Origin of the sequence: Paucibacter sp. B2R-40 (assembly GCF_025717555.1) — a bacterium.
Taxonomy (GTDB): Bacteria; Pseudomonadota; Gammaproteobacteria; order Burkholderiales; family Burkholderiaceae_C; genus Paucibacter_A.
In genome coordinates this window covers 135,534-156,825 of the sequence record NZ_JAJIRP010000008.1, presented here as the reverse complement: position 1 = coordinate 156,825, position 21,292 = coordinate 135,534, and the positions used below count along the sequence as shown (strand labels likewise).

At 62.7% G+C, this 21,292-nt stretch carries 14 protein-coding genes; 11 read left to right on the top strand and 3 right to left on the bottom strand.

Features of this window, described 5'->3' with window-relative positions; genetic code table 11:
• The first annotated feature begins 21 nt into the window (after positions 1-21).
• Positions 22-1,839 (top strand): ABC transporter transmembrane domain-containing protein, encoded by a 1,818-nt coding sequence (locus LNV09_RS17025; RefSeq protein ID WP_263558268.1) that lies wholly within the window; start codon positions 22-24, stop codon positions 1,837-1,839.
• On the opposite strand, the gene LNV09_RS17020 is transcribed toward LNV09_RS17025, so the two are convergent.
• Both LNV09_RS17020 and LNV09_RS17015 read right to left on the bottom strand, forming a co-directional pair.
• Positions 1,836-2,447: a DUF4136 domain-containing protein gene (locus LNV09_RS17020; protein ID WP_263558267.1), complete on the bottom strand. Its 612-nt coding sequence runs from the start codon at positions 2,445-2,447 to the stop codon at positions 1,836-1,838. The genes LNV09_RS17025 and LNV09_RS17020 overlap by 4 nt on opposite strands.
• Before the next feature lie 51 nt (positions 2,448-2,498).
• Positions 2,499-3,377 (bottom strand): YbaY family lipoprotein, encoded by an 879-nt coding sequence (locus tag LNV09_RS17015; protein WP_263558266.1) that lies wholly within the window; start codon positions 3,375-3,377, stop codon positions 2,499-2,501.
• Between the two features lie 162 nt (positions 3,378-3,539).
• Between LNV09_RS17015 and LNV09_RS17010 the strand changes: the two genes are divergently transcribed.
• The 4 genes from LNV09_RS17010 to LNV09_RS16995 are packed head-to-tail and all read left to right on the top strand — an operon-like array spanning position 3,540 to position 11,443.
• Positions 3,540-4,784 (top strand): efflux RND transporter periplasmic adaptor subunit, encoded by a 1,245-nt coding sequence (locus LNV09_RS17010; protein WP_263558265.1) that lies wholly within the window; start codon positions 3,540-3,542, stop codon positions 4,782-4,784.
• A 15-nt stretch (positions 4,785-4,799) separates the two neighbouring features.
• Positions 4,800-7,940 (top strand): multidrug efflux RND transporter permease subunit, encoded by a 3,141-nt coding sequence (locus LNV09_RS17005; RefSeq protein ID WP_263558264.1) that lies wholly within the window; start codon positions 4,800-4,802, stop codon positions 7,938-7,940.
• Positions 7,937-9,346 carry an efflux transporter outer membrane subunit gene (locus tag LNV09_RS17000; protein ID WP_263558263.1) on the top strand — a complete coding sequence of 470 codons (1,410 nt, stop codon included), beginning with the start codon at positions 7,937-7,939 and terminating at the stop codon, positions 9,344-9,346. Before LNV09_RS17005 ends, LNV09_RS17000 begins: the two co-directional genes overlap by 4 nt.
• Positions 9,347-9,391: 45 nt before the next feature.
• A complete protein-coding gene (locus tag LNV09_RS16995; RefSeq protein WP_263558262.1) occupies positions 9,392-11,443 on the top strand; it encodes an AsmA family protein in 2,052 nt (683 codons plus the stop codon).
• A 5-nt stretch (positions 11,444-11,448) separates the two neighbouring features.
• Here the strand turns inward: LNV09_RS16995 and LNV09_RS16990 are convergent, their stop codons facing one another.
• Entirely contained in the window at positions 11,449-11,739 is a 291-nt protein-coding gene (locus tag LNV09_RS16990; RefSeq protein ID WP_263558261.1) for an RT0821/Lpp0805 family surface protein, read from the bottom strand.
• Between the two features lie 143 nt (positions 11,740-11,882).
• Here LNV09_RS16990 and LNV09_RS16985 point away from each other — a divergent pair, with 143 nt between their 5' ends.
• The 6 genes from LNV09_RS16985 (at position 11,883) to LNV09_RS16960 (ending at position 21,274) form a co-directional block, all read left to right on the top strand.
• Positions 11,883-12,716, top strand: coding sequence for a thymidylate synthase (locus tag LNV09_RS16985; RefSeq protein ID WP_263558260.1), 834 nt, complete (start codon positions 11,883-11,885; stop codon positions 12,714-12,716).
• Positions 12,713-13,213 carry a dihydrofolate reductase gene (locus tag LNV09_RS16980; protein WP_263558259.1) on the top strand — a complete coding sequence of 167 codons (501 nt, stop codon included), beginning with the start codon at positions 12,713-12,715 and terminating at the stop codon, positions 13,211-13,213. The genes LNV09_RS16985 and LNV09_RS16980 overlap by 4 nt, the downstream gene beginning before the upstream one ends.
• A 25-nt stretch (positions 13,214-13,238) precedes the next feature.
• Positions 13,239-13,814 (top strand): DUF4337 domain-containing protein, encoded by a 576-nt coding sequence (locus LNV09_RS16975; RefSeq protein ID WP_263558258.1) that lies wholly within the window; start codon positions 13,239-13,241, stop codon positions 13,812-13,814.
• Between the two features lie 155 nt (positions 13,815-13,969).
• Positions 13,970-17,245: a CheR family methyltransferase gene (locus tag LNV09_RS16970; protein WP_263558257.1), complete on the top strand. Its 3,276-nt coding sequence runs from the start codon at positions 13,970-13,972 to the stop codon at positions 17,243-17,245.
• 16 nt (positions 17,246-17,261) lie between these two features.
• Entirely contained in the window at positions 17,262-19,622 is a 2,361-nt protein-coding gene (locus LNV09_RS16965; RefSeq protein ID WP_263558256.1) for a putative bifunctional diguanylate cyclase/phosphodiesterase, read from the top strand.
• The gene (locus tag LNV09_RS16960) at positions 19,619-21,274 is read left to right on the top strand and encodes a sensor histidine kinase (protein WP_263558255.1); all 1,656 of its coding nucleotides are present in this window, start codon (positions 19,619-19,621) and stop codon (positions 21,272-21,274) included. Before LNV09_RS16965 ends, LNV09_RS16960 begins: the two co-directional genes overlap by 4 nt.
• Positions 21,275-21,292: the final 18 nt, after the last annotated feature.

Sequence of the window (21,292 nt, the reverse complement as noted above, 5' to 3'; positions counted from 1 at the left end):
GGGCCGCATACACTGCGACCCATGTCAAAAAACCAAGCAATTCCTGCCGGCCAGACCGGCAACCCGCGCTCGCTCAGCGGGCTGCTGCCTTTTTTGCAGCCCTACCGGGGCCGCATCCTGGCCGCCTTGGCCTTTTTGGTGCTGGCCGCCATGGCCACATTGGCCTTCCCGCTGGCGCTGCGCGGCCTGGTGGACCAAGGCATGGGCTCGGCAGCCGCCAATGGTGACCGCTTGATGGCGATGCGGGAGCATTTTCTGGCCTTGTTCGCGGTCGGCACCGCACTCGGTGTGTTTTCGGCCGCGCGCTTTTACAGCGTGACCTGGTTAGGCGAGCGGGTCACGTCCGATCTGCGCAATGCCGTCTACGGCCATGTCTTGAAACAAAGCCCTGAGTTTTTTGAAACCACCCAGACCGGTGAAGTCCTGAGCCGCATCACCACCGATACCACGGTGGTGCAAACTGTCGTCGGATCGAGCTTCTCGATGGGCTTGCGCAGCCTGGTGATGGGTCTGGGCGCCATGGGCATGCTGATCGCCACCAATCCGCTGGTGATGACACAGGTGCTGGGGATCTTGATTTTTGTGCTGCTGCCGGCGATCTATTTTGGCCGCCGGGTGCGCAAGCTCAGCCGCTCAGCGCAAGACCGCGTAGCCGACACCAGCGCGATCGCGGCGGAGGTCCTGAATGCAGTCGCCGTGGTGCAAAGCTACACGCAAGAAGGTGCGGAATCAAAGCGCTTTGACTTGGCCAGCGAGAACGCTTTTGATACCGCCCGCAAACGCGCCTTGGTGCGCTCCGGCCTGGTGGCCTTCATCATCACCGCCAATTTTGCCGCGCTGTTGTGGGGCTTGTACCAGGGCACGCAGGCCGTCCTGGCGGGCAAGATCTCCGCCGGCCATCTGGGCCAGACCATTGTCTATGTGATCTTGCTGGTCAGCAGCGTGGCGGTGCTGGCCGAGGTCTACGGCGACGTGCTGCGCGCGGCCGGCGCCACCGAGCGTTTGATGGAGCTGCTGGCCAGCCGCTCGCCAGTGGCGGAGCCGGCCAGCCCGCAGGCCCTGCCGGCCATGCCGGGCGGCAGCGCGCTGCGCTTGGAACATGTGAACTTCAACTACCCTTCCCGTCCAAACCAAGCCGCCTTGCAGGACTTTTCGCTCAGCATTAGGCCCGGCGAAACCATCGCCCTGGTCGGCCCCAGCGGCGCAGGCAAGAGCACCGTTTTTCAACTGCTCCTGCGCTTTTACGACGCCCAGAGCGGCAACATTCGCTTGAACGATGTGGCGACAAATCAGCTGAGCTTGGCGACGCTGCGCGCAGGCATCGGACTGGTGCCGCAAGACAGCGTGATCTTCTCCACCAGCGCCATGGAAAACATCCGTTATGGACGCCCTGGCGCCTCTGACGCCGAGGTCATCAAAGCCGCCGAAGCTGCTTTTGCCGATGATTTCATTCGCCGCCTACCTGAGGGCTATGCGACCTTTTTGGGTGAGCGCGGCGTGCGCCTGTCGGGCGGCCAGCGCCAACGCATCAGCATTGCGCGCGCCATGCTGAAAAACCCGCCGCTCTTGTTGCTGGATGAAGCGACCAGCGCACTCGACGCCGAAAGCGAGCGCATGGTGCAGGCCGCGCTTGAAGCGGCGATGCAAGACCGCACCACCCTGGTGATTGCGCACCGCCTGGCGACGGTGCAACGCGCCGACCGCATCGTTGTGATGGAACATGGCCGCATTGTCGACATCGGCACGCATGCCGAGCTGACGGCGCGTGGCGGGCTTTACGCCCGGCTTGCCGCACTGCAGTTTGATCTGCAGCCGGCCACCGAAACTCCAGGAATTTAAGGCGCCTTGGCGGGCGCCGGCGCAGCCAGCGGGAATTTGGCAAAGGCGGCCTTGACGGCCGAATTGATGCTGGCCTGCAGCTGATCGAGGTCTTTTTGTGTGACGCTGTCTGTCACCACGCCTTCCCAAATCAGCTGCTTGCGCGCCGCATCGATCAAGTCGATGTTGAGCGTGCCTTCGGTATAGCTGCTGACGCGCGTCTGGTCGGCATACATGGGCCAAGCCGAATACATGCCGACACGGTAGCCGTAATAGCCCGAGATGGGCGGCGGCGGCACGGCGCTGCTGACGCGCATCTTCTCGTTCAACGAGGCGTTGAAATTGATCAGCAGTTGCGGCTGGGTGCTCACCAAATGCAGGCCCCGTGCCTCCATTTCAAGCTGTGTGGCCGCCTTCAGGTGCTGACTGACGATGCTTTGATAGCCGCCCCGGTCGGTGCCCAGGGGGTCGGCAAAAGCAAAGGTCTTGAACTGAGCAAAATCAACCGTCTTGTCTTGACTGACCCGCACTTCGGGGCCGCTGGCGCAGCCGCCGAGTGCCAGCATCTGCGCCAGCACCAGGGTGGCGGCTGCCAGGCTCAGCGGTCTTATGGGAGGGAAAAAACTCATTTTGTGGCTCCTTCTTTGCAGTGAAATGTAAACAGACGAGTCGATGCCGACTCAAAGCGCGTCGACCGGGTCCACTGTTGCCGTGGGCCGCAGCCAAAGATTGGCGCTCGATTTGAATGGCCTGGCTTGACGGTCCAATTGGCGCAAACTGGCTTCGATCTCGCGGTCCAGCTTGGGCGGCTGAAGCAGGAAGTAGTTTGCTTCTTGGGCTGCATTGAGCAATTTCAACTGGTAAGGGCCGGTGCCCGCAGCGGCTTGGCTGATGCTCCATTGGCCCTGTTCCACAAACGGCGCGCCGGGTTTGCCAAGATAGCTCAGCCGCAGCTGATACAGGCCATCGGGCAACAAAGTCAGCGTGTGCGCAATGCCTGCGCAATCCGCACAAGGCAAGACGCCCGTGAAGGTCTGTGGCAGGCTCAGGCCGAAGTTGCGCAGAATCTGCTGCGCATGCTGTGATGGCGTCGGCGCTGACGCTCCTGCGGAGGGCGCGGTAGATTGCGGATTGACCGCATGCAGTCTGACTGCCAGCGGCCCCGCTGTACCGTCGGTCAAAACCGGGTAATGCTGCGTGGTGGTAAAGCGCAACTGGCCCTCCAGATGGATGGTGGCGCGCAGCGCATAGCGGTGCCCAGGCTCGATCTGCACCTTGGGCACCGTCAGCTCAAAGGCCAGCGGGACTTGGTCTCGACCCACTGGTCGACTCAGTTCGGCCACCAACTTGGCGGCAGCGTCGGCGCGCGAAACATCTTCTATCCGGACCGTCAGCAGCGCCGTTGGCGGCAGCGCCATGCGCTCCAAATAGCTGGCATGGCCGCTGACAATTTGAACCTCCGGGCTGGCCAGGGCCGCTCCCGGCGCCACTTCGCTAGCCGCGCAGGCCAAGTTGCCGGCCAGGGCCAGCAGCGCAAAGCCGAAGATGCGTTGTTCCATGATGCAGTTCCTTTTGTGGCGAGCTCGCCTCATCAGTTTAGCTAACGAGCCAGACACTCAGCGCCACGCCCGTGGGCCGGTATAGTGCGATCACCCTGGAAAACTCAGCTGCGCGCGCGCCGTTCAGGATTGGCGCGGGCAGAGCAAGAAAGCGTCAGACCCATGCGAAAACATTTCGGCTTGAGCAAGTTTGTTGTGGCCCCCATGATCTTGGCCACGTTCTTGGCAGCAGGCTTGAGTGGCTGCCAAAAGAAGCCCGCAGCTGCGCCGGCCAAAGCGCCACCGGCCGAGGTGCGGGTCGTCGCCTCCAGGGCCGAAACGGTGCCGGTCGTCAACGAGTATGTGGGCCGGGTGGCCGCGTTTCGCTCAGTCGAGGTGCGTGCGCGCGTCGAGGGCATTCTGGAGCAGCGCCATTTTGTCGAAGGCAGCGAGGTCAAGAAGGGCCAGCTGCTCTACACGATTGACCCCACGCCCTACCGCATCGCGCTGAACGATGCCTTGGCCGATCAGGCCCGCTCAGCCGCCAATCTGGCCAGCGCTCGCTCCAAGGAAAAGCGCTTGGCGCCGCTGGTCAAAGAGAACGCGATCAGCCAACAAGACTATGAAGATGCGGTCACGGCGGTCAAGCAAACCGAGGCGCAGCTCGCAGTCTCCAGCGCTAACGTCGAGCGCGCTCAGACCAATCTCGGCTACACCAAGGTCATGGCGACCGAATCGGGCAAGATCGGCGCGGCGCTGGTGCCCGAAGGCCGCCTGGTCGGGCGTGGCGAGTCCACCCATTTGACGACGGTGGACCGGCTTGACCAGGTCTATGTCAACTTCAACGTCGCCGACCGCGACGCGCTGATCCTGCGCCGCGAGTTGAGCAGCGGCCGGGTCAAGACCGGCTCCGGCAGCGCCCAGGCGCGCATCTTCTTGCCCGACGGCAGCGAGTTCGAACGCAGCGGCAAGCTCGATTTTTCGGAGTCGCAGGTCAGCCCCAGCACCGGCACCATCACGCTGCGCGTGGTCATGCCCAACCCGAATCAAAAGCTCTTGCCCGGCATGTATGTGCGCGTGGTCTACACCTCGGGCGAGCGGCCCAACACCATCCTGATTCCGCAAAAAGCCGTCACCAAGACACCGACCGGCCATGTGGCCTGGGTGGTCGGGCCCGAGAACAAGGTTGAGCGCCGCGATCTGGTGGTGGGCGAATGGCTGAAAAATGACTGGATCATCGAGAAGGGCCTGGGTGCCGGCGAAACCGTCGTCGTCGAAGGCCTGCAGCGCCTGCAGCAAGGTGCCGTGGTCAGGCCCACGCCTTGGGTGCCCGGTGCTGCGCCAGGTGCGGCCCCCGCTGCCTCCTCGGCCCCCACGGCCCCCACGGCCCCCGCGGCCCCCGCGGCAGCTTCCGCCGCCGCACGCTAAACCGGGGGCCTGATCATGGGATTTTTTGTCAAGCGTCCGGTCATGGCGACCGTCATCGCCTTGCTGTTCATGCTGATCGGCATTCTGGCCAGCACCCAGCTCGCGGTGGAGCAATACCCTAACGTTGCGCCGCCGCAGGTGCAGATCACCGCCGTCTATCCCGGCGCCAGCCCCGAAACGCTGGAAACCACCGTCGCAGCGCCGCTGGAGCGCGAGATGAACGGCATCGATGGCCTGCTCTATATGCAGAGCACCAGCTCGGCCAGCGGCTCGATGCAGCTGCAAATCTTCTTCCAGCCCGGCACCGATCTGGACCTGGCGGCGGTGGAGGTGAACAACCGCGCCAAGCGGGTCGAATCGCTGCTGCCGCAAGAGGTCTTGCGCAACGGCCTGCGGGTGGACAAAACCAATCCGCAGATCCTGCAAGTGATCGTGATGCAGTCGGATGACCCGCGCTTTGACCGCACCTATATCGCCAATCTGGCCAATAGCCAGGTCATCAACGAGCTCAAACGCCTGCCCGGCGCCGGTGATGTGACGCTGTTCGCAGCGCCCTATGCGATGCGTTTGTGGCTGGACCCGGATCGGCTCTCCAAGTACCGGCTTACCTCAGCGGATGTGGGCAATGCGGTGCGCGAGCAGAACCAGAACTTCGCCGTCGGCGAGATCGGCCAGTCGCCAGCCGACAACGGCCAGACCCTGACCTTCCCGGTGCAGACCGCCGGCGGGCTGACCGATGTCGAGCAGTTCAAGAACATCGTCATCCGTGCCCAGGCCGATGGCTCGGTGGTGCGCGTGCGTGATATCGCCCGGGTGGAGCTGGGAGCGGATGACTATCTGTTCGAGTCGCGCCTGAACGGCAAACCGGCGGTCGCCATCGGCGTCTACTTGCGGCCGGGCGGCAATGCGCTGGAGCTGTCCAAGGCGCTGCGCGTCAAGATGGATCAGCTGACCGCGTCCTTCCCGCGCGAAATCAAATGGTCGATCAGCTACGACACGACGAAGTTTGTGACCGCCTCGGTCGAGTTGGTCGTGCACACCTTTATCGAGGCCTTTATCCTGGTCTTGGTGGTGGTCTATCTGTTCTTGGGCAGCATGCGCGCCACCATCATTCCGCTGCTGGCGATTCCGGTCTCCATCGTCGGCACCATGGCCGGCCTGCTGCTGGCCGGCTTCTCGATCAATATGTTGACGCTGTTCGGCCTGGTGCTGGCGATCGGCATCGTGGTGGACGACGCCATCGTCGTGGTCGAGGCGGTCGAAAAGATCATGCATGACGAGCATCTGGACGCCACCAGCGCCGCCATCAAGGCCATGCAAGGCATAGGCGGCGCCATCGTCGGCGTGACGGCGGTGATCTGCGCGGTGTTTGTGCCGATTGCGTTTTTGGGCGGCGTCACCGGCACGCTTTACAAACAGTTCGCCATCACCATCACATTCGCCACCCTGCTCTCGGCCATCACGGCGCTGACGCTCACGCCGGCGCTGTGCGCATTGATCCTCAAGCCGGGCATGACCAAGCTCAAGCCGATCCAGATGTTTGACCGCTTTTTCGAGCGCGTCACCGGCGGCTATGTGGCCGGCGTGAAGCTGCTCTTGGCCCGCAAGCTGTTGGCCTGGGGGCTTTACGGCGGCATGATCGCCGGCGTGGTGTTCTTGTTCGGCGCCATCCCCGGCGGCTTTGTGCCCGAGGAGGACAAGGGTTCCATCTATGTGGCGGTTGACCTGCCGGCCGGCGCCTCACCCGAGCGCACCCGCGAAGCCTTGATCAAGGCCGAGAAGATTCTGGCGAGCGAAGACTCGGTCAAGGACGCCACCGCCATCCTGGGTTTCTCGATTTTCTATCGCTATGCCAACCAGGCCTTTGTCTTCATCACCCTGAAGCCTTGGGCCGAACGCAACACACCCGAGACCCATGTCAACGGCCTGATCAAGCGCCTGAACATGAAGTTCTCCACCATCACCGAGGCGCGCGTGTTTGCGCTCAACGAGCCGCCGATCTCGGGCATGGGCAATGTGGCGGGCTTTGATATGCGCCTGATTTCGCTTGATGGCGACCGCGCCAAGCTGAACGCCGCCACCATGGCCCTGGTCGGCGCGGCCGCCAAAGATGAGCGCTTGATTGGCACCCGCAGTGTGGCGGCCCCCGATGTGCAGACCTTGTTCCTGGACGTGGACCGCAACAAGGCCAAGTCATTGGGCGTATCGGTGCCGGACCTGTACGCGACGGTGGGCACCCTGATGGGCTCCAACTTCATCAACCAGTTCACCGCTTTTGGCACCAATTTGAAGGTCAAGATGCAGGCCGAGCAGGCTTACCGTTCGGACCCGGCCGCGCTGGAGCGCTTTCAGCTGCGCAATACGGCCGGGGAGTTGGTGCCGCTGGCGGCACTGATGCGTACCGAGTGGCGTTCAGCTCCCATCGCGCTAACCCGTTACAACGGCTACCCCTCGATTCAAATCAACGGCGGGCCCGCACCTGGGCGCAGCTCGGGCGAAGCGCTGGACGCGATGGAAGAACTCGCCGCCGCGCATTTGCCGGACGGGGTCACTTTTGAATGGTCGGGGCAGTCCTTGCAGGAGCGCCTGGGGGGATCACAGGCCAGCGGCATCTTTGCGCTCTCGCTGATCTTTGTGTTCTTGTTCCTGGCCGCACTGTATGAGAGCTGGTCGCTGCCTGTTGCGGTGTTCTTGATTGTGCCGATTGCCATTCTTGGCGCGCTGCTGGCCTTGCTGCTGCGCGGCTCGCCCAATGATGTGTTCTTCCAGGTCAGCTTGATCACCTTGGTCGGCCTGGCGGGCAAGAACGGTATTTTGATTGTCGAGTTTGCCAAGCAGCAATATGAGGCCGGCAAGTCGGTGATGGAGGCGGCGATCGAGGCCGGCCGCCAACGCCTGCGACCCATCGTGATGACTTCGCTGGCCTTTATTCTGGGCGTGTTGCCGCTGGTCAAGGCCTCGGGCGCGGGCGCGGCGACGCAGCATTCGGTCGGCACCGGCATCTTGGGCGGCATGCTGGCCGCCACGCTGGTGGGCGTGTTCTTCACGCCGCTGTTCTATGTGGCGATGATGAGTTTGTTCAAGCCCAAAACTCACCCACTGACCCAAACGCAGACACCAACAAAAACACCGACCACCCCGGAGGTGACGCCATGAAGCGCGCTCGTTTGAATGGCCTCGCGGTGGCCACCGCCTTGCTGTGCAGCGCTTGCGCGGCGCCGACGCATGACCCGGCCAGCTCTGAGCCGAAGCCGGTACAAATGCCCGCCGCCTGGAGGGGGCCTGTCACGCCCACCGGCAGCTTGGCCGAGCGGCCTTTTGGCGCGCTGTTTCAAGACGCCGAGCTGGAAGCCTTGATCAAAGAGGCGCTGAGCAATAACCGCGATCTGCGCATTGCCGCGCAGCGCGTCGAGCTGGCGCAAGCGCAGTACGGCCTGCAAAAATCGGCACGCTTGCCAACGCTGGGCGCGGACGCCTCTGCCACCCGCCAACAAGCCCCCAGCGGCCTGAGTGCGACCGAGAACCTGACATCTAGCAGCTACCGCTTGGGGCTGGCCATGCCGGCTTGGGAAATCGATTTATGGGGCCGAATTGCCTCGCTGTCGGATGCTGCCTTGAGCAATGTGCGCGCCAGTGAAGCGCTGCAGCATTTTGTCGAGGTCGGCCTGGTGTCGCAGGTGGCCGCTGGCTGGTTGAACCTGCTGGAATACGACCAGTCGCTGCTGATTGCCGAGCGCACCCGCGTCTCGCGCGTCGAGTCGCTGCGCATCGTCACGCTGCGCTTCAATGCCGGGGTGGTGTCCAAGGTCGACGTGACCCAGGCCGAGACCTCGCTGGCGCAGGCGCAGGCCGCTTATGCCCAGTTGCAGCAAAAGCGGGGCCTGCAAGAGAACGCGCTGTCGCAACTGGCCGGGCGTAACCCCGGCCCTTTGCGTGTCAACAAGCCCTTGGAGCAGCACGAGTTGCCGCAGGCCTTGCCGGCCGGCATTCCGTCCGACTTGCTGACGCGCCGCCCCGATGTGCGCGCCGCCGAGCTGAGCCTGGCCGCGACACAGTCCAATGTGGACGCCGCGCGCAAGGCCTTTTTGCCCAGCATTTCGCTGACCGGTTTTTTGGGCTTTGTCAGCCCGCAGCTGAGTCAGTTGATCGACGGCGACCGCCAGGCCTACACCATCTCACCCGCCGTGACCTTGCCGCTGTTCACCGGCGGGCGCCTGAGCAGCAATTTGCAGGCCGCCGAAGCGCAGCAACGCATTGCGCTGGAAGATTACGCCCGCACCACCCAAGGCGCTTTGCGCGAGGTTGAAGACGCTTTGGTGCGCTTTCAGCGCCTGCGCGAACAGCAAGCCGCCATGCAAACCATCGTCAAAGCCAGCCAGGAGCGGCTGCGCCTGGTGGACCTGCGCTATGTCAACGGCATATCGAGTTACTTCGAGGTGCTGGATTCACAGCGGCAATTGTTTGACGCCGAGTTGCAGCTGACCCAACTCAGCAGCGGCGCCTATGCGGCGGTGATCGAGCTGTACCGTGCACTGGGTGGCGGCTGGACCGCACAAGGTTAAGAGCCAAGGGCTGGGGGTTCAGGATCAAGGCCAAAAGCTCAAGCCATGAACGACACCAGCCTGAACCCACCCAAACCGCGCCGCCGGCCCATCTGGCCTTGGCTTCTCGGGCTGCTCTTGCTGGCAGTTTTGGGTGGACTTCTGGCCCTCAAACAGGCCTTCCCGCCTGAGCGCATCCGGGCACTGGTGGGCGAGCAGGTCAAGATGCTCACCGGGCGCGAGTTTGCAATTCACGGCGGCTTGAGCTGGCGCGTTTTGCCCAATATTGCGGTCGTGGTCGAAGACCTGCACTTGGCCAATCTGCCCTGGGGCACGCGGGCCGATATGGTGAGCGTGCGCAAGGCGGCCCTGGAGTTGGCACTGAAGCCGCTCCTGAGCGGCAAATTCGAAGTGCAGCGCATTGCGATTGAAGGTGCCGATATCTGGCTGGAAGTCGACGATCAGGGGCGCGGCAATTGGGCCTTCAAGTCAAGCCTGCCGTCTCAGCCCAGCCAGGACAGCGCACCCGCCGCCCCTGGCAAGACTCAGTTCACCTTGGCCCATCTGCAGTTTCTGGATTCGCGCGTCAGCTTGCACAGCCCGCGCATTGCCAAAGATCAGCAGTTGCTGATCTCCGCGCTGAATCTGCGCGCCAAGGACGCCGACGTCGCGCTCGACGCCGAGCTCGACGTCGGCGTGCTGGCGCTCAAGGTCGAGGGCGTGTTTGGTGGCCTGGCCGTGCTGCAAAGTGGCAGTGAATCCTGGCCCTTCGACCTGACTGTGGCCAGCACAGGCCTGAAGCTGCTTGCGCGCGGCCAGTTGTCCCTCGGTGCCCATGCCGGTGACTTCAGCATGGATCTGAACGCCGATCTGCAGAACACCCAATCCTTGGCCAAGCTCTTGGCCAAGCCCGAGGCGCAAGCTGCGCTGAAAGCCCTGCCCTTGCCCATTCAATTGACGGCCAAGCTCAGGCGCAGCGAGGCCAAGCTTTCCCTGCAGCCGTTCAAGCTGAGCTTGGCCGGCCAGGTGCTGGACGGTGAGTTGTTCGAGGACGGCGGCACGCCGCTGCATGTGCACGCCAAGCTGACTGCGCAGGATTTGAACCTGAACAATTTGCTGCCCAAACCTGCTGCGCCGGCAAAGTCAGCCAGCCCCAAAACGGGGCATGTCTTCAGCCGCGAGCCTTGGCCGCTACCGACGCAATTGCCGCTGCAGCTGGATCTGAGCTTGGCCATCAACAAGCTGCAAGTTCCGGGTGCGCCGCCCATCCGGGGTTTGCAAGCGCATTTGCACAGCACGGCCGCCGGCTTGACGCTGGACAGCGCCCATTGGGCCATGGCCGGCGGCCAACTGAGCGCTTCGGCCCGGCTCGATCTGGCGACCCAGCAAGAGCCGCCGCGCTGGCATTTCAAGCTGGACGGCAAGGATCTGGCCGTTGACGGCCTAGGCGCCCTGCTCGCCCATGCGCCGTTCAAAGGCGGCAAGCTGCGGGTGGCGCTGGATCTGGCCGCGCAAGGCGAGGATCCGCATCAACTGGCTTCGAGCTTGGACGGGCAATTCTTGATCGATGGCCGCATGCTGACCTTGCAGGGCCGGGCTGCGGTGCTGGGTACCGATCTGCTGGCTGGCACCTTGCACGCGCTGACGCCGGGTGCGGCTCCCAACCGGGACAATCTGATTCACTGCGCGGTCGCTAGACTGCCGTTTCGCCGTGGGGTGGCCGAGATTGACCGCTCGGTGGCGCTGGAAACCGAGCAATTCAACGTCGCGGTGCTGGGCCAGCTCGATTTGGGCCAAGAGACCATCGCGCTCGCGCTGCGTCCCTTCACCCAAAAAGGCCTGGGTGTCAGTGCCGCCAACCTCGCAGGTCTGGCCAAGCTGGAAGGGCCATTGCGCCAACCCCATTTGACTTTGGACGCAGCCGGCAGCGCCGCCCAGGCCACGGCGCTGGGCATCAAGATAGCCACCGGTGGTCTGTCGATCCTGGCTCAGCGGACCCTGCTCAAAACCGAGCCGGGCGAGCAGCCTTGTCAGCGTGCGCTCAAGCCTGAGCTTGGCAAAGATAAAAACGACAGCAACAGCGGCAAGGCAGCCATCAAACGCCTGTTCGGTGGCTGAAGGCTTCAGTCCTGCACCGGCCCGACCAAGCCCCATTGCCCGCTGGGCTGCTGGCAAAAACGGAAGACGCCTTCGTCGCGCTGGTTGCCCCAGCTGTTTTGAATGCGCAGATTGCGGCAATCCATGCCTCTGAACCTGCCCCGCGCCAGCGGTGTGACGACGCCCGAGGCGCGGCTATTCTCGCTCTTCCACTCAAAGGTCTGCGCCTCAGACTCGGCCGCAATCGCTTTGTTGACCTGCTCCTGCAGCAGCGCCTGATCGGCCGCGCTGAAGCGCGAAAAGGCCGAATTATTCATCGCCCGCAGATTGCTATTGGCATGGACTTGGCCGAGTAAACCGGCCGTTAGGCTGAGGAGTAGAACGATGGCTTTGATGATGACACCTGCGCGGACTGTAGAAGTTGCCGACAGAATACCGCATCCATTTAGAATCCGCCCCCATGAACAGTCCCTCTTCCAGCTTCCAACAGCGCCCGGTCCGCAGCCAGTACGAGGACTTCATGCGCCATGTCTTCGAGCATGGCACGGCCAAGACCGACCGCACCGGCACCGGCACGCGCAGCTGGTTCGGTCAGCAGCTGCGTTTTGATCTGAATGAGGGCTTCCCGCTGGTGACGACCAAGAAGGTGCACCTGAAGTCCATCATCCTGGAGCTGCTGTGGTTTTTGCGCGGTGACTCCAACGTCAAGTGGCTGCAAGAGCGCGGCTGCACGATCTGGAATGAATGGGCGCGCGAGGATGGCGACCTCGGCCCGGTCTACGGCGTGCAATGGCGCAGCTGGCCCAAGGCGGGCGGCGGCCACATCGACCAGATCGCCGAAGTTGTCAAACAACTCAAGACCAACCCCGATTCGCGCCGCATCATCGTCAGCGCCTGGAATGTGGCCGACCTGGACCAGATGGCGCTGATGCCCTGCCATGCCTTCTTCCAGTTCTACGTCGCCGATGGCAAACTGTCCTGCCAGCTCTACCAGCGCAGCGCCGACATTTTCCTGGGCGTACCCTTCAATATCGCCAGCTATGCCTTGCTCACGCAAATGCTGGCCCAGCAATGCGATCTGGCCCTGGGTGACTTCATCTGGACCGGCGGCGACTGCCATATCTACAGCAATCACTTTGAGCAGGTGCAGACGCAGCTCGCTCGTGCGCCACGCGCCTACCCGACTATGACGATCAAGCGCCGTCCGGACTCGATCTTTGACTACGCGTTCGATGACTTTGAGCTCAGCGGCTATGACCCGCACCCGGCCATCAAGGGCGCGGTGGCGGTATGAGCCTGCCCAAGATCAGCCTGATCGCCGGCGTGGCGCAGGATGGTGCCATTGGCCGAGCTAATCAGTTACTTTGGCGCTTGCCCGCCGACCTCGCCCGCTTCAAGGCGCTGACGCTGGGCCACGCGGTCATCATGGGGCGCAAGACTTGGGACTCGCTGCCGGTCAAGTTCAGGCCGCTGCCCGGGCGGCGCAATCTGGTGCTGACGCGCAATCCCGACGCACAGCGCATAGACGCCGAGCAATTCAGCAGTTTGGAAGCGGCGCTGGCCGCCTGCGCCGACCAAGAGCGCGTATTCGTGATCGGCGGCGCCGAGATCTATGCGCTGGCCCTGCCGCTGGCCGAGCGGCTGGAGCTGACCGAGCTTGAACAAGCCTACCCGGATGCCGACAGCTTCTTCCCGGCCTGGGACCAAACGCGCTTCAGGGAAGTTGCACGCGAGCCTGGGCTGAGCCCCGAGGGCTTGCGCTATGCCTTCGTCAGCTATCAACACATCTGATTCATAGACACAGAGGGAATAAAAAATGTCCGGACACGGCTTTCACGTTCACGGCCCGCATGACCATGAGGTCGAACACGCGGCTCAGCACGAGCCTAAGGGCATGGCCGGCAAGCTGGCGGTGCTGACGGCGATTTTGGCCACCATTGGCGCCAGCTTCTCCTATATGGGCGGCGCCACCCAGGCCAATGCGGGCCTGTACAAGAACGAGGCCGCGATCAAGAAGACCGAGGCCGCCAACCAATGGGCCTTCTACCAGGCCAAGAGCAGCAAGCAAAACCTGGCCGAGTTGGCGGTGGAACTCGTCGGCGACGACAAAAAAACCCGCTATCGCGAAGAGATCGAGCGCTACAAGAGCGAGAAGGCCGAAATCAAGATCAAGGCCGAAAAGCTCGAGGCCGAATCCAGCGATTGGAACCACCAAAGCGACGAGCAAATCCATTTGCATCATCGCTGGGCACAGGCGACCACGGTGCTGCAGGTCTCGATCGCGATGGCCGCGATTGCGCTGTTGACCAAGAACCGTTGGATGACGGGTGTCACGCTGGCACTGGGCACGGTGGGGGTGGTACTCGGCGCGCTGGCCTGGCTGCATATCTAGGCAGCGCAAACTGTTGTGTGGAGGCCAAACTAGCGCCTGAATTGAGCGGCAACTTGCCGCAATCTATAGGGTTTTCCCTCGGTTTTCCGCCTAGGGCTGGCGGTGGCTTGACAGGCGTTCCATACTCTACGAGTGCAACACCCCTACAAGCCTTCATGACTCCTGAACAAGATTCCGCCAATAGCAAAGCTGAGACGATGGTCGAGGCTGCGCCTGGCGAACCTGTGCACCCGCTTGTGCCGCCGCTTGTGCCACTTGTACCACTTGTGCAAGTTGCGCCACCTGATCCCGTTTCGTCTACTGGCCCATGCGCCATCGTCGGCATCGGTGCCTCCGCCGGCGGCTTGGAAGCCTTCGAGGCTTTTTTCAAGGCTTGCCCGGCCGACACTGGCCTGGGCTTTGTGTTGATACCGCACCTGGACCCCGGTCACGAGAGTTTGCTGGTCGAGATCCTGCAGCGCAGCACCCAGATGCCGGTGGTGCAGGCTGTGGACGAAACCAAGGTTGAGGCCAATAGCGTCTACATCATTCCGCCCAACCGCGATATGGCGATCCTGGGCGGCGAATTGCAACTGACGCTGCCGGATGTGGCGCGCGGCAAGCGCATGCCGATTGATGGCTTTTTGCGCTCGCTCGCGGCCGACCAAGGCGAACGTGCCATCGGCATCATCTTGTCGGGCACCGCCAGCGACGGTACGCTGGGTCTGCGCGCCCTGCTTGACGCAGGTGGTACCAGCCTGGTGCAAGAGCCCAGCAGCGCCCGCTACGACGGCATGCCGCAAAGTGCCATCAAAGCAGGTCTCGCCAAGCATGTCCTGTTAGCCGAGCAGATGCCAGCCCTGCTGAAGGGCTTGAGCAAACAAAACGGCTACAAGCCCCCGCGGGCAGCTGTGGCGCCACTCAGAAATGCCAGCGCGCTCAACAAGATCTTGCTGCAACTGCGCGCCAGCGTAGGGCATGACTTTTCGCTCTACAAAAAGAGCACCATAGGCCGGCGCATCCAACGCCGCATGACGCTGCATCAAATTGAGGACGACGCCGTCTATGCACGCATGCTGAAAGAGAACCCGGCCGAGGCCCAGCTCTTGTTCCGCGAGTTGCTGATCAATGTGACCAGCTTTTTTCGCGACCCCGAAGCCTTTGTGATGCTCAAGCAGAGCCTGCTGCCGCCCTTGCTGGAGAGCAAGCCGGCCGGCAGTGTGTTCCGCGTCTGGGTCGCTGGCTGTTCGACCGGCGAGGAGGCCTACTCCATCGCCATGCTCTTGCACGAACTGCAGGGCGAGCTTTTGACAGGCCATGTGGCGGGGCTGACGTTTCAGATCTACGCGACCGACCTGGATGATGAGGCGATCGCGGTGGCGCGAGCCGGCCGCTACCCGGCCAGCATCGCGTTGGACATCACGCCCGAGCGCCTGCGCCGCTTCTTCAACAAGGAGGAAGGTGGCAGCTACAAGGTCAAGAAGGAGGTCCGCGACATGGTGGTGTTCGCGGTGCAAAACGTCATCAAGGACCCGCCCTTCACCCGGCTTGACCTGCTGAGCTGCCGCAACCTGATGATTTATCTTGAGCCCGAGTTGCAGCAGCGCTTGATCAGCACTTTTCATTACGCGCTGCGACCCCATGGGCTTTTGCTTCTATCCACTTCGGAGAGCATCACCAATCAGCCCGAGTTGTTTGCGCCGCTGGACCGCAAGTGGAAGTTCTACCAGGCCCGTCATGAAGGCCCACAGGGCAGTATGGTCCGTGATCGCAAGATTGACCTCTTGTCCGGTGTTTCAATGCTTGCCGTGGCCCCGCAAGTCGGTACAACAGGAGTCCATGTGAATCCCAAAAGCGCAATTGCCGCACGCACCGACAAGCTCGGCGCACAGATTGCCGAGATCAGCAACCGCCAGCTCTTGCAGGCCTTCGCCCCGGCTTCGGTGACCACCGATGTTGAGGGCAACATCCTCTACATCCACGGCGACACCGGCCGCTACCTGCGCCCTGCCCCCGGCCCGGCCAGCTTCAACGTGCTGGAGATGGCGCGCGAGGGTTTGCTGCCCAGCTTGCGCACGGCGCTGCTGCAGGCGGCCGCAGGCACCAACTCTGGCCCTGGCACTGGCTCAAGCACCGGCCCAGGCCCTGGCTCCGTGAACAGCACCGCACTTGGCTGGCCGAGCGAGCTGGTTTCTGTCAAAACCAATGGTGGCTACTCGCCGGTTAGATTCAGCGTGCGCGGCCTGCCCAGGCTGGCCAACCAGCAGCCCATGCTGCAAATCAGCTTTGAAGAGCTGCAGCAGGCCAGCGACTCGAATGCAGGCGCAAGCTCAAGCATAAACCCAAGTTCAAGCGCCGGCAGCGAGGCTGCGAGCGTCGAGCAGTTGCGCATCAAGGAGCTGGAGCGCAAGCTGAACTTTGCCAACGAGACCTTGCAAGCCACCCACGAGGAGCAGCAAGCTTTCAATGAAGAGCTGAAGTCCACCAACGAGGAACTGCAATCCACCAACGAGGAGCTGCAGTCCTCCAACGAGGAGCTGGAAACCTCCAAAGAAGAGTTGCAGTCGCTTAACGAGGAGACCATCACTGTCAATGCCGAGCTGAACAGCCGTATCGAGCAGCTGACCAGCGTGCAAAACGATATGAAGAACCTGCTCGACAGCATTGGTTCGGGCACCCTCTTCCTCGACCACCAGCTGTGCATACGCCGCTTCACGCCGGCCACGCTGAAGATCTACCGGCTGATCCCCAGCGATGTCGGCCGCCCTTTGAGCGATATCACTTGCAATCTCGATGCTGCACAGCACCAAGCCATGCAGGCCGATTTGCAAGCCGTGCTGGATAGCCTGATCCCGATCGAGCGCGAAGTCAGCACCGCCGATGGCGCCTGGCATTTGAGCCGCATCCAGCCTTACCGCACGCTGGACAATGTGATCGAAGGTGTGGTGGTGAGCTTTACCGATGTGAGCGAATTCAAGCGCGCCAGTTTGGCCGCCGCGCAGGCTGCCGCTGAGCTGAGCGCGGCCAAGCAAGTGGCCGCTCAAATGGCGGCCCAGGACGCGGCCCAGCTGAGCATGCAATTGGCGCGTGACTTGGCCGAAGGCATCGTCAACACCGTCAGCGAGCCGCTGCTGGTGCTGGACGCGGCGCTGCAGGTGGTGTCGGCCAGCCGCAGTTTTTATGCGCATTTCAAGGTCGCACCGACCGACACGGTTGGCCGCAAGATCTACGAGCTGGGCAATGGTCAATGGAACATCGCTGCGCTGCGCGAGCTGCTGGAGAACATCCTGCTCAAAAACCAGGCTATAGACGGTTATGAAGTCAGGCATGACTTCCCCGGACTGGGGCCGCAGCGCATGGTCTTGAATGCGCATCGCATCATCACTTCGGCCGGGGAAACCGAATTGATTTTGCTGGCGATGGTGGCCATTGAAGTGCAGGCGGCCGGATAGATTCAAGGAGCGCCTGATGCCAGCCACCGACCCAGCCCCTGACGCCGGCGCAGCCGCGTCTGCCGAAGCAGAAGCCGACGAAGCCCGGCTGGCGCTGGGCCGGGTCGCCGAGGCCGCTTGGGCTGCCAACTTGGCAGGTGCCACAGCGGCGCCGGCGCTCGAGCCTGAGCATCTGCTGCATGAGCTGCAGGTCCACCAGATCGAGCTGCTGATGCAAAACGAGGCCTTGCGCGAGGCGCAGCGGGCGCTGGAAGCATCGAGGAACCGCTTTGCCGAGTTGTATGAATTCGCGCCGGTCGGCTATCTCTTGCTGAGCGCCAATGGCCTGATCGAGCAGGCCAATCTGACGGCCGTCAAGCTGCTGGGGCAAGAGCGCGCTCATCTGCTGGGACGCAGCTTCATCGCCTGGGTTTCGGAGCCGCAGCAAGGGGCTTGGCAGCAGCTCTGCCTGCGCCTGAGGCAGGCAGAAGCAAGAGCAAAGGCAGGGGCAAGCACAGCGATCGCGCAGGGCGAGCGAATCGAGCAGATCGAATTGCTGCTGCAAAGACGTGACGGCAGCCATTTTCTGGCCCATGTGGAATGCGGGCTGCGCACGCAAGCGGGCATGCAGGCGAGCATGCAGGCCGAGGGCGCCACCGGGCTGCGCGTGATGCTCAGCGACGTGTCAGCGCTGCGCGCCAGCGAGGCCAGACTGCGCCTGAGTGACGCCGCGCTTGGGGCCATCACCGAGGGCGTGCACATCACCGACGCCGACGGCCACCTGTGTTTGGTCAACACCGGCTTCGAGGCGATCACCGGCTATAGCGCGGCCGAGTCCATAGGGCAACGTCCAAGCTTTCTCCAAGGCCGGGACAGCGATCCGAAAACGATAGAGACGATCCGTTTGGCGCTGCGCGAGCGGCGTCAGTTTGCAGGGGAAATTCTCAACTACCGCAAGGATGGCGGGTCCTTCTGGAACGAGCTGACGATCTCGCCGCTTTTCGACGCACAGGGCCAGCTGACGCATTTTGTCGGCATCTCACGCGACATCAGCGAGTCCAAGCGGGCCAGTGCCGAGATCCATAGGCTGGCCTTTCATGACAGCCTGACCCAGCTACCCAATCGGCGTCTGTTGCAACTGCATTTGGAGCAGGCGCTGGCCGCCAGCGTCAGCAGCGGCCAATACGGTGCCTTGTTCTTCATCGACCTGGACAACTTCAAGGAATTGAACGATTCGCGGGGCCACGACGTGGGTGACTTACTCTTGATTGCGGTGGCGCAACGCCTGCGCGAGGCGCTGCGCAGCCAGGACACGGTGTCGCGCCAGGGCGGCGATGAATTCGTGCTGTTGGTGCTGGAGCTGGGCGACACGCAGACGCAGGCGGCCAAGGCGGCGGCCGTGGTGGGCCATTCGCTGCGCGCGCTGCTGGCCCCGCCCTTCGATTTGAAGGGTTTTGACTACCATTGCAAGGCCAGCATAGGCGCGGCGCTGTTTCGCGCGCCAGACACAGTGGCCGAAATGCTCAAACATGCCGATCTGGCGCTGTATGAGGCCAAGGGCGCGGGCCGTGACCGGCTGCGCTTTTTCGACCCCACCATGCAGCTTGAGCAGGACGAGCGCGTGCAGTTGGAGGCCGAACTGCGGCTCGCCACCGAGCAGGGTCAATGGCGGCTTTATTACCAACCGCAGGTGAACATGCAGCGGCGCATGGTCGGCGTGGAGGCGCTGCTGCGCTGGCAGCATCCCCGCTTGGGCCTGCTGCAGCCCGATGCCTTCATCGGGCTGGCCGAAGACAGCGGCCTGATTCTGCCGATTGGCCAATGGGTGATGCACACCGCCTGCCAACAACTCAAGCTTTGGGAGGCCGACCCGCGCACCGCCGACCTGCAAATTGCAGTCAACGTCAGCGCCAGGCAATTCAGGCAGGCCGACTTTGTGTTGCAGATCGAGGCGATGCTGGCGGCCAGCGCTTGCCGACCAGAGCGACTCAAACTGGAGCTGACCGAGAGCCTGGTGCTCGAAGACATAGGCGCCACCATAAGCACCATGCTGGCACTCAAATGTTTGGGTCTGCATATCTCTATGGATGACTTCGGCACCGGCCATGCGTCTTTGAACTATCTGGCACAGCTGCCGCTGGATCAGCTGAAGATCGACAAGTCTTTCGTCGCCAAATTGCCCGGCTTGGCCAAGGACGAAACCATTGCACGCGCCATCATCACCCTGGGTGTGGGCCTGGCAATGAACGTGATTGCCGAGGGCGTAGAGACCGAGGCACAGCGCGGCTTTCTGGAAACCCAGGGCTGCGATGAATGCCAGGGGTTTTTGTACAGCCGCCCGCTGCCGATCGAGGCTTTACAGGCCTATCTGATGGATGAGCCAGTCGCACCCACATGAGCATCGAACAGCACGAGCCTTGCGATCCGGCGCTGCGCGCCGCCGCAGAAGTTCGGGCCCTGCGTGATGAAGCTGCCGCTGCGGCGGCAGCTGGCACTGCTTTACCTGAGCAGCAGCCCGAGCAGCAACTCGAGCAACAACAGCGCTTGCTCCATGAACTGCGCGTGTACCAGATCGAGCTCGAAATACAGAACGAGTCTTTACGCGCGTCTCAGCGCGAGTTGGAAGCCTCGCGCGACCGCTATGCCGAGCTGTATGACTTTGCGCCGGTCGGCTATTTCACGATCAACGGCGCCGCTTGCATCGAACAAGTCAATCTTTGTGTCGTCAAGCTCTTGGGGATTGAGCGCCAGCATTTGATCGGCAGCCCTTTCAACTTTTGGGTGGCCGGCCAAGACTTGCAGCGCTGGCGGGAGTTCTACCAGCACCTGCAAGAGCCTGCAAACCTTCCAGAAGGCAGGGCCAGCCTGGAGCTGAACCTGCGTCGCAGCGACGGCTCGCTGCTGCCCGTGCGCTTGCATTGCGCGAGCACGGGCGCTCAGTTGCGCGTCGCGATGACCGACATCAGCGAGCACCGCCAAGCCGAGCGGGCCTTGCATGAGAGCGAGATCCGTTTTCACCAGGTGCTGCACACCATCGCCACCGTGGCCGTACAAGGCTACCGCATGGACGGCCGCACCACCTACTGGAATCTCGCCTCCGAGCTGCTGTATGGCTACACGGCCGAGGAAGCGATCGGGCGCAATTTGCTTGACCTGATCATTCCGCCCGAGATGCACGCGACCGTGGCCGACGCGATGGCGCAGATGGCCGCCACGGGCCGGCCTATTCCGGCCGGCGAATTGACGCTGCAGCGCAAGGACGGCAGCCGGGTTTCGGTCATCTCCAGCCATGTGCTGCTGCAAACGCCCGGCCAAGCCGCAGAGATGTTCTGTGTCGATGTCGACATCAGCCAGCGCCTGTTGGCCGAGCAGGCCTTGCAAAGCTCTTTGCGCGAAAAAGAGGCGCTACTCAAAGAGGTGCATCACCGGGTCAAAAACAATTTGCAGGTGATCTCCAGCCTGCTGCGCCTGGAGGCGGGGCGCAGCGAGGTGGTCGACACCAAGGCGGTGCTGCAAAGCATGCAGGGCCGTATCCGTGCGATGGCGCAGTTGCATGAGTCGCTCTACCGCTCGGGCACGTTTGCCTCGGTGGACCTGGGTGTCTATCTGGGCCAGGTCGCCAACCAGGCCTTCAAGGCGCAGGTCTTTGACGACAAAAAAGTGGCTTTGCGGCTGAACATGGGCTCGGTCACGGTGGGCATGGATCAGGCCGCCGCGTGCGGACTATTGGTCAATGAATTGCTCTCGAACAGCCTCAAACATGGCCTCACGGAGGACGCCAACAGGCCAAGCGAAATCTGCGTCAGCTTGCAAACCCAAGAGACCAATCCGGCCCTGGGCGATTGGTGCTTGTGCGTCAGCGACCAGGGCGCGGGCTTGCCCGAAGATTTTGAAGCCCGGCGCCAGCATTCGCTGGGCCTGCAGTTGGTGGATGACTTGAGTCGCCAAATCGGCGGCACATTGAGCATTCGCTCCGCCCCGGGTCAAGGCGCGTCGTTCAGCATCAGATTCAAGGCATTGGCGCCGACGGCGCTGGTGATGCCTCTGTGAAGCCGCTGTGAAGCCACA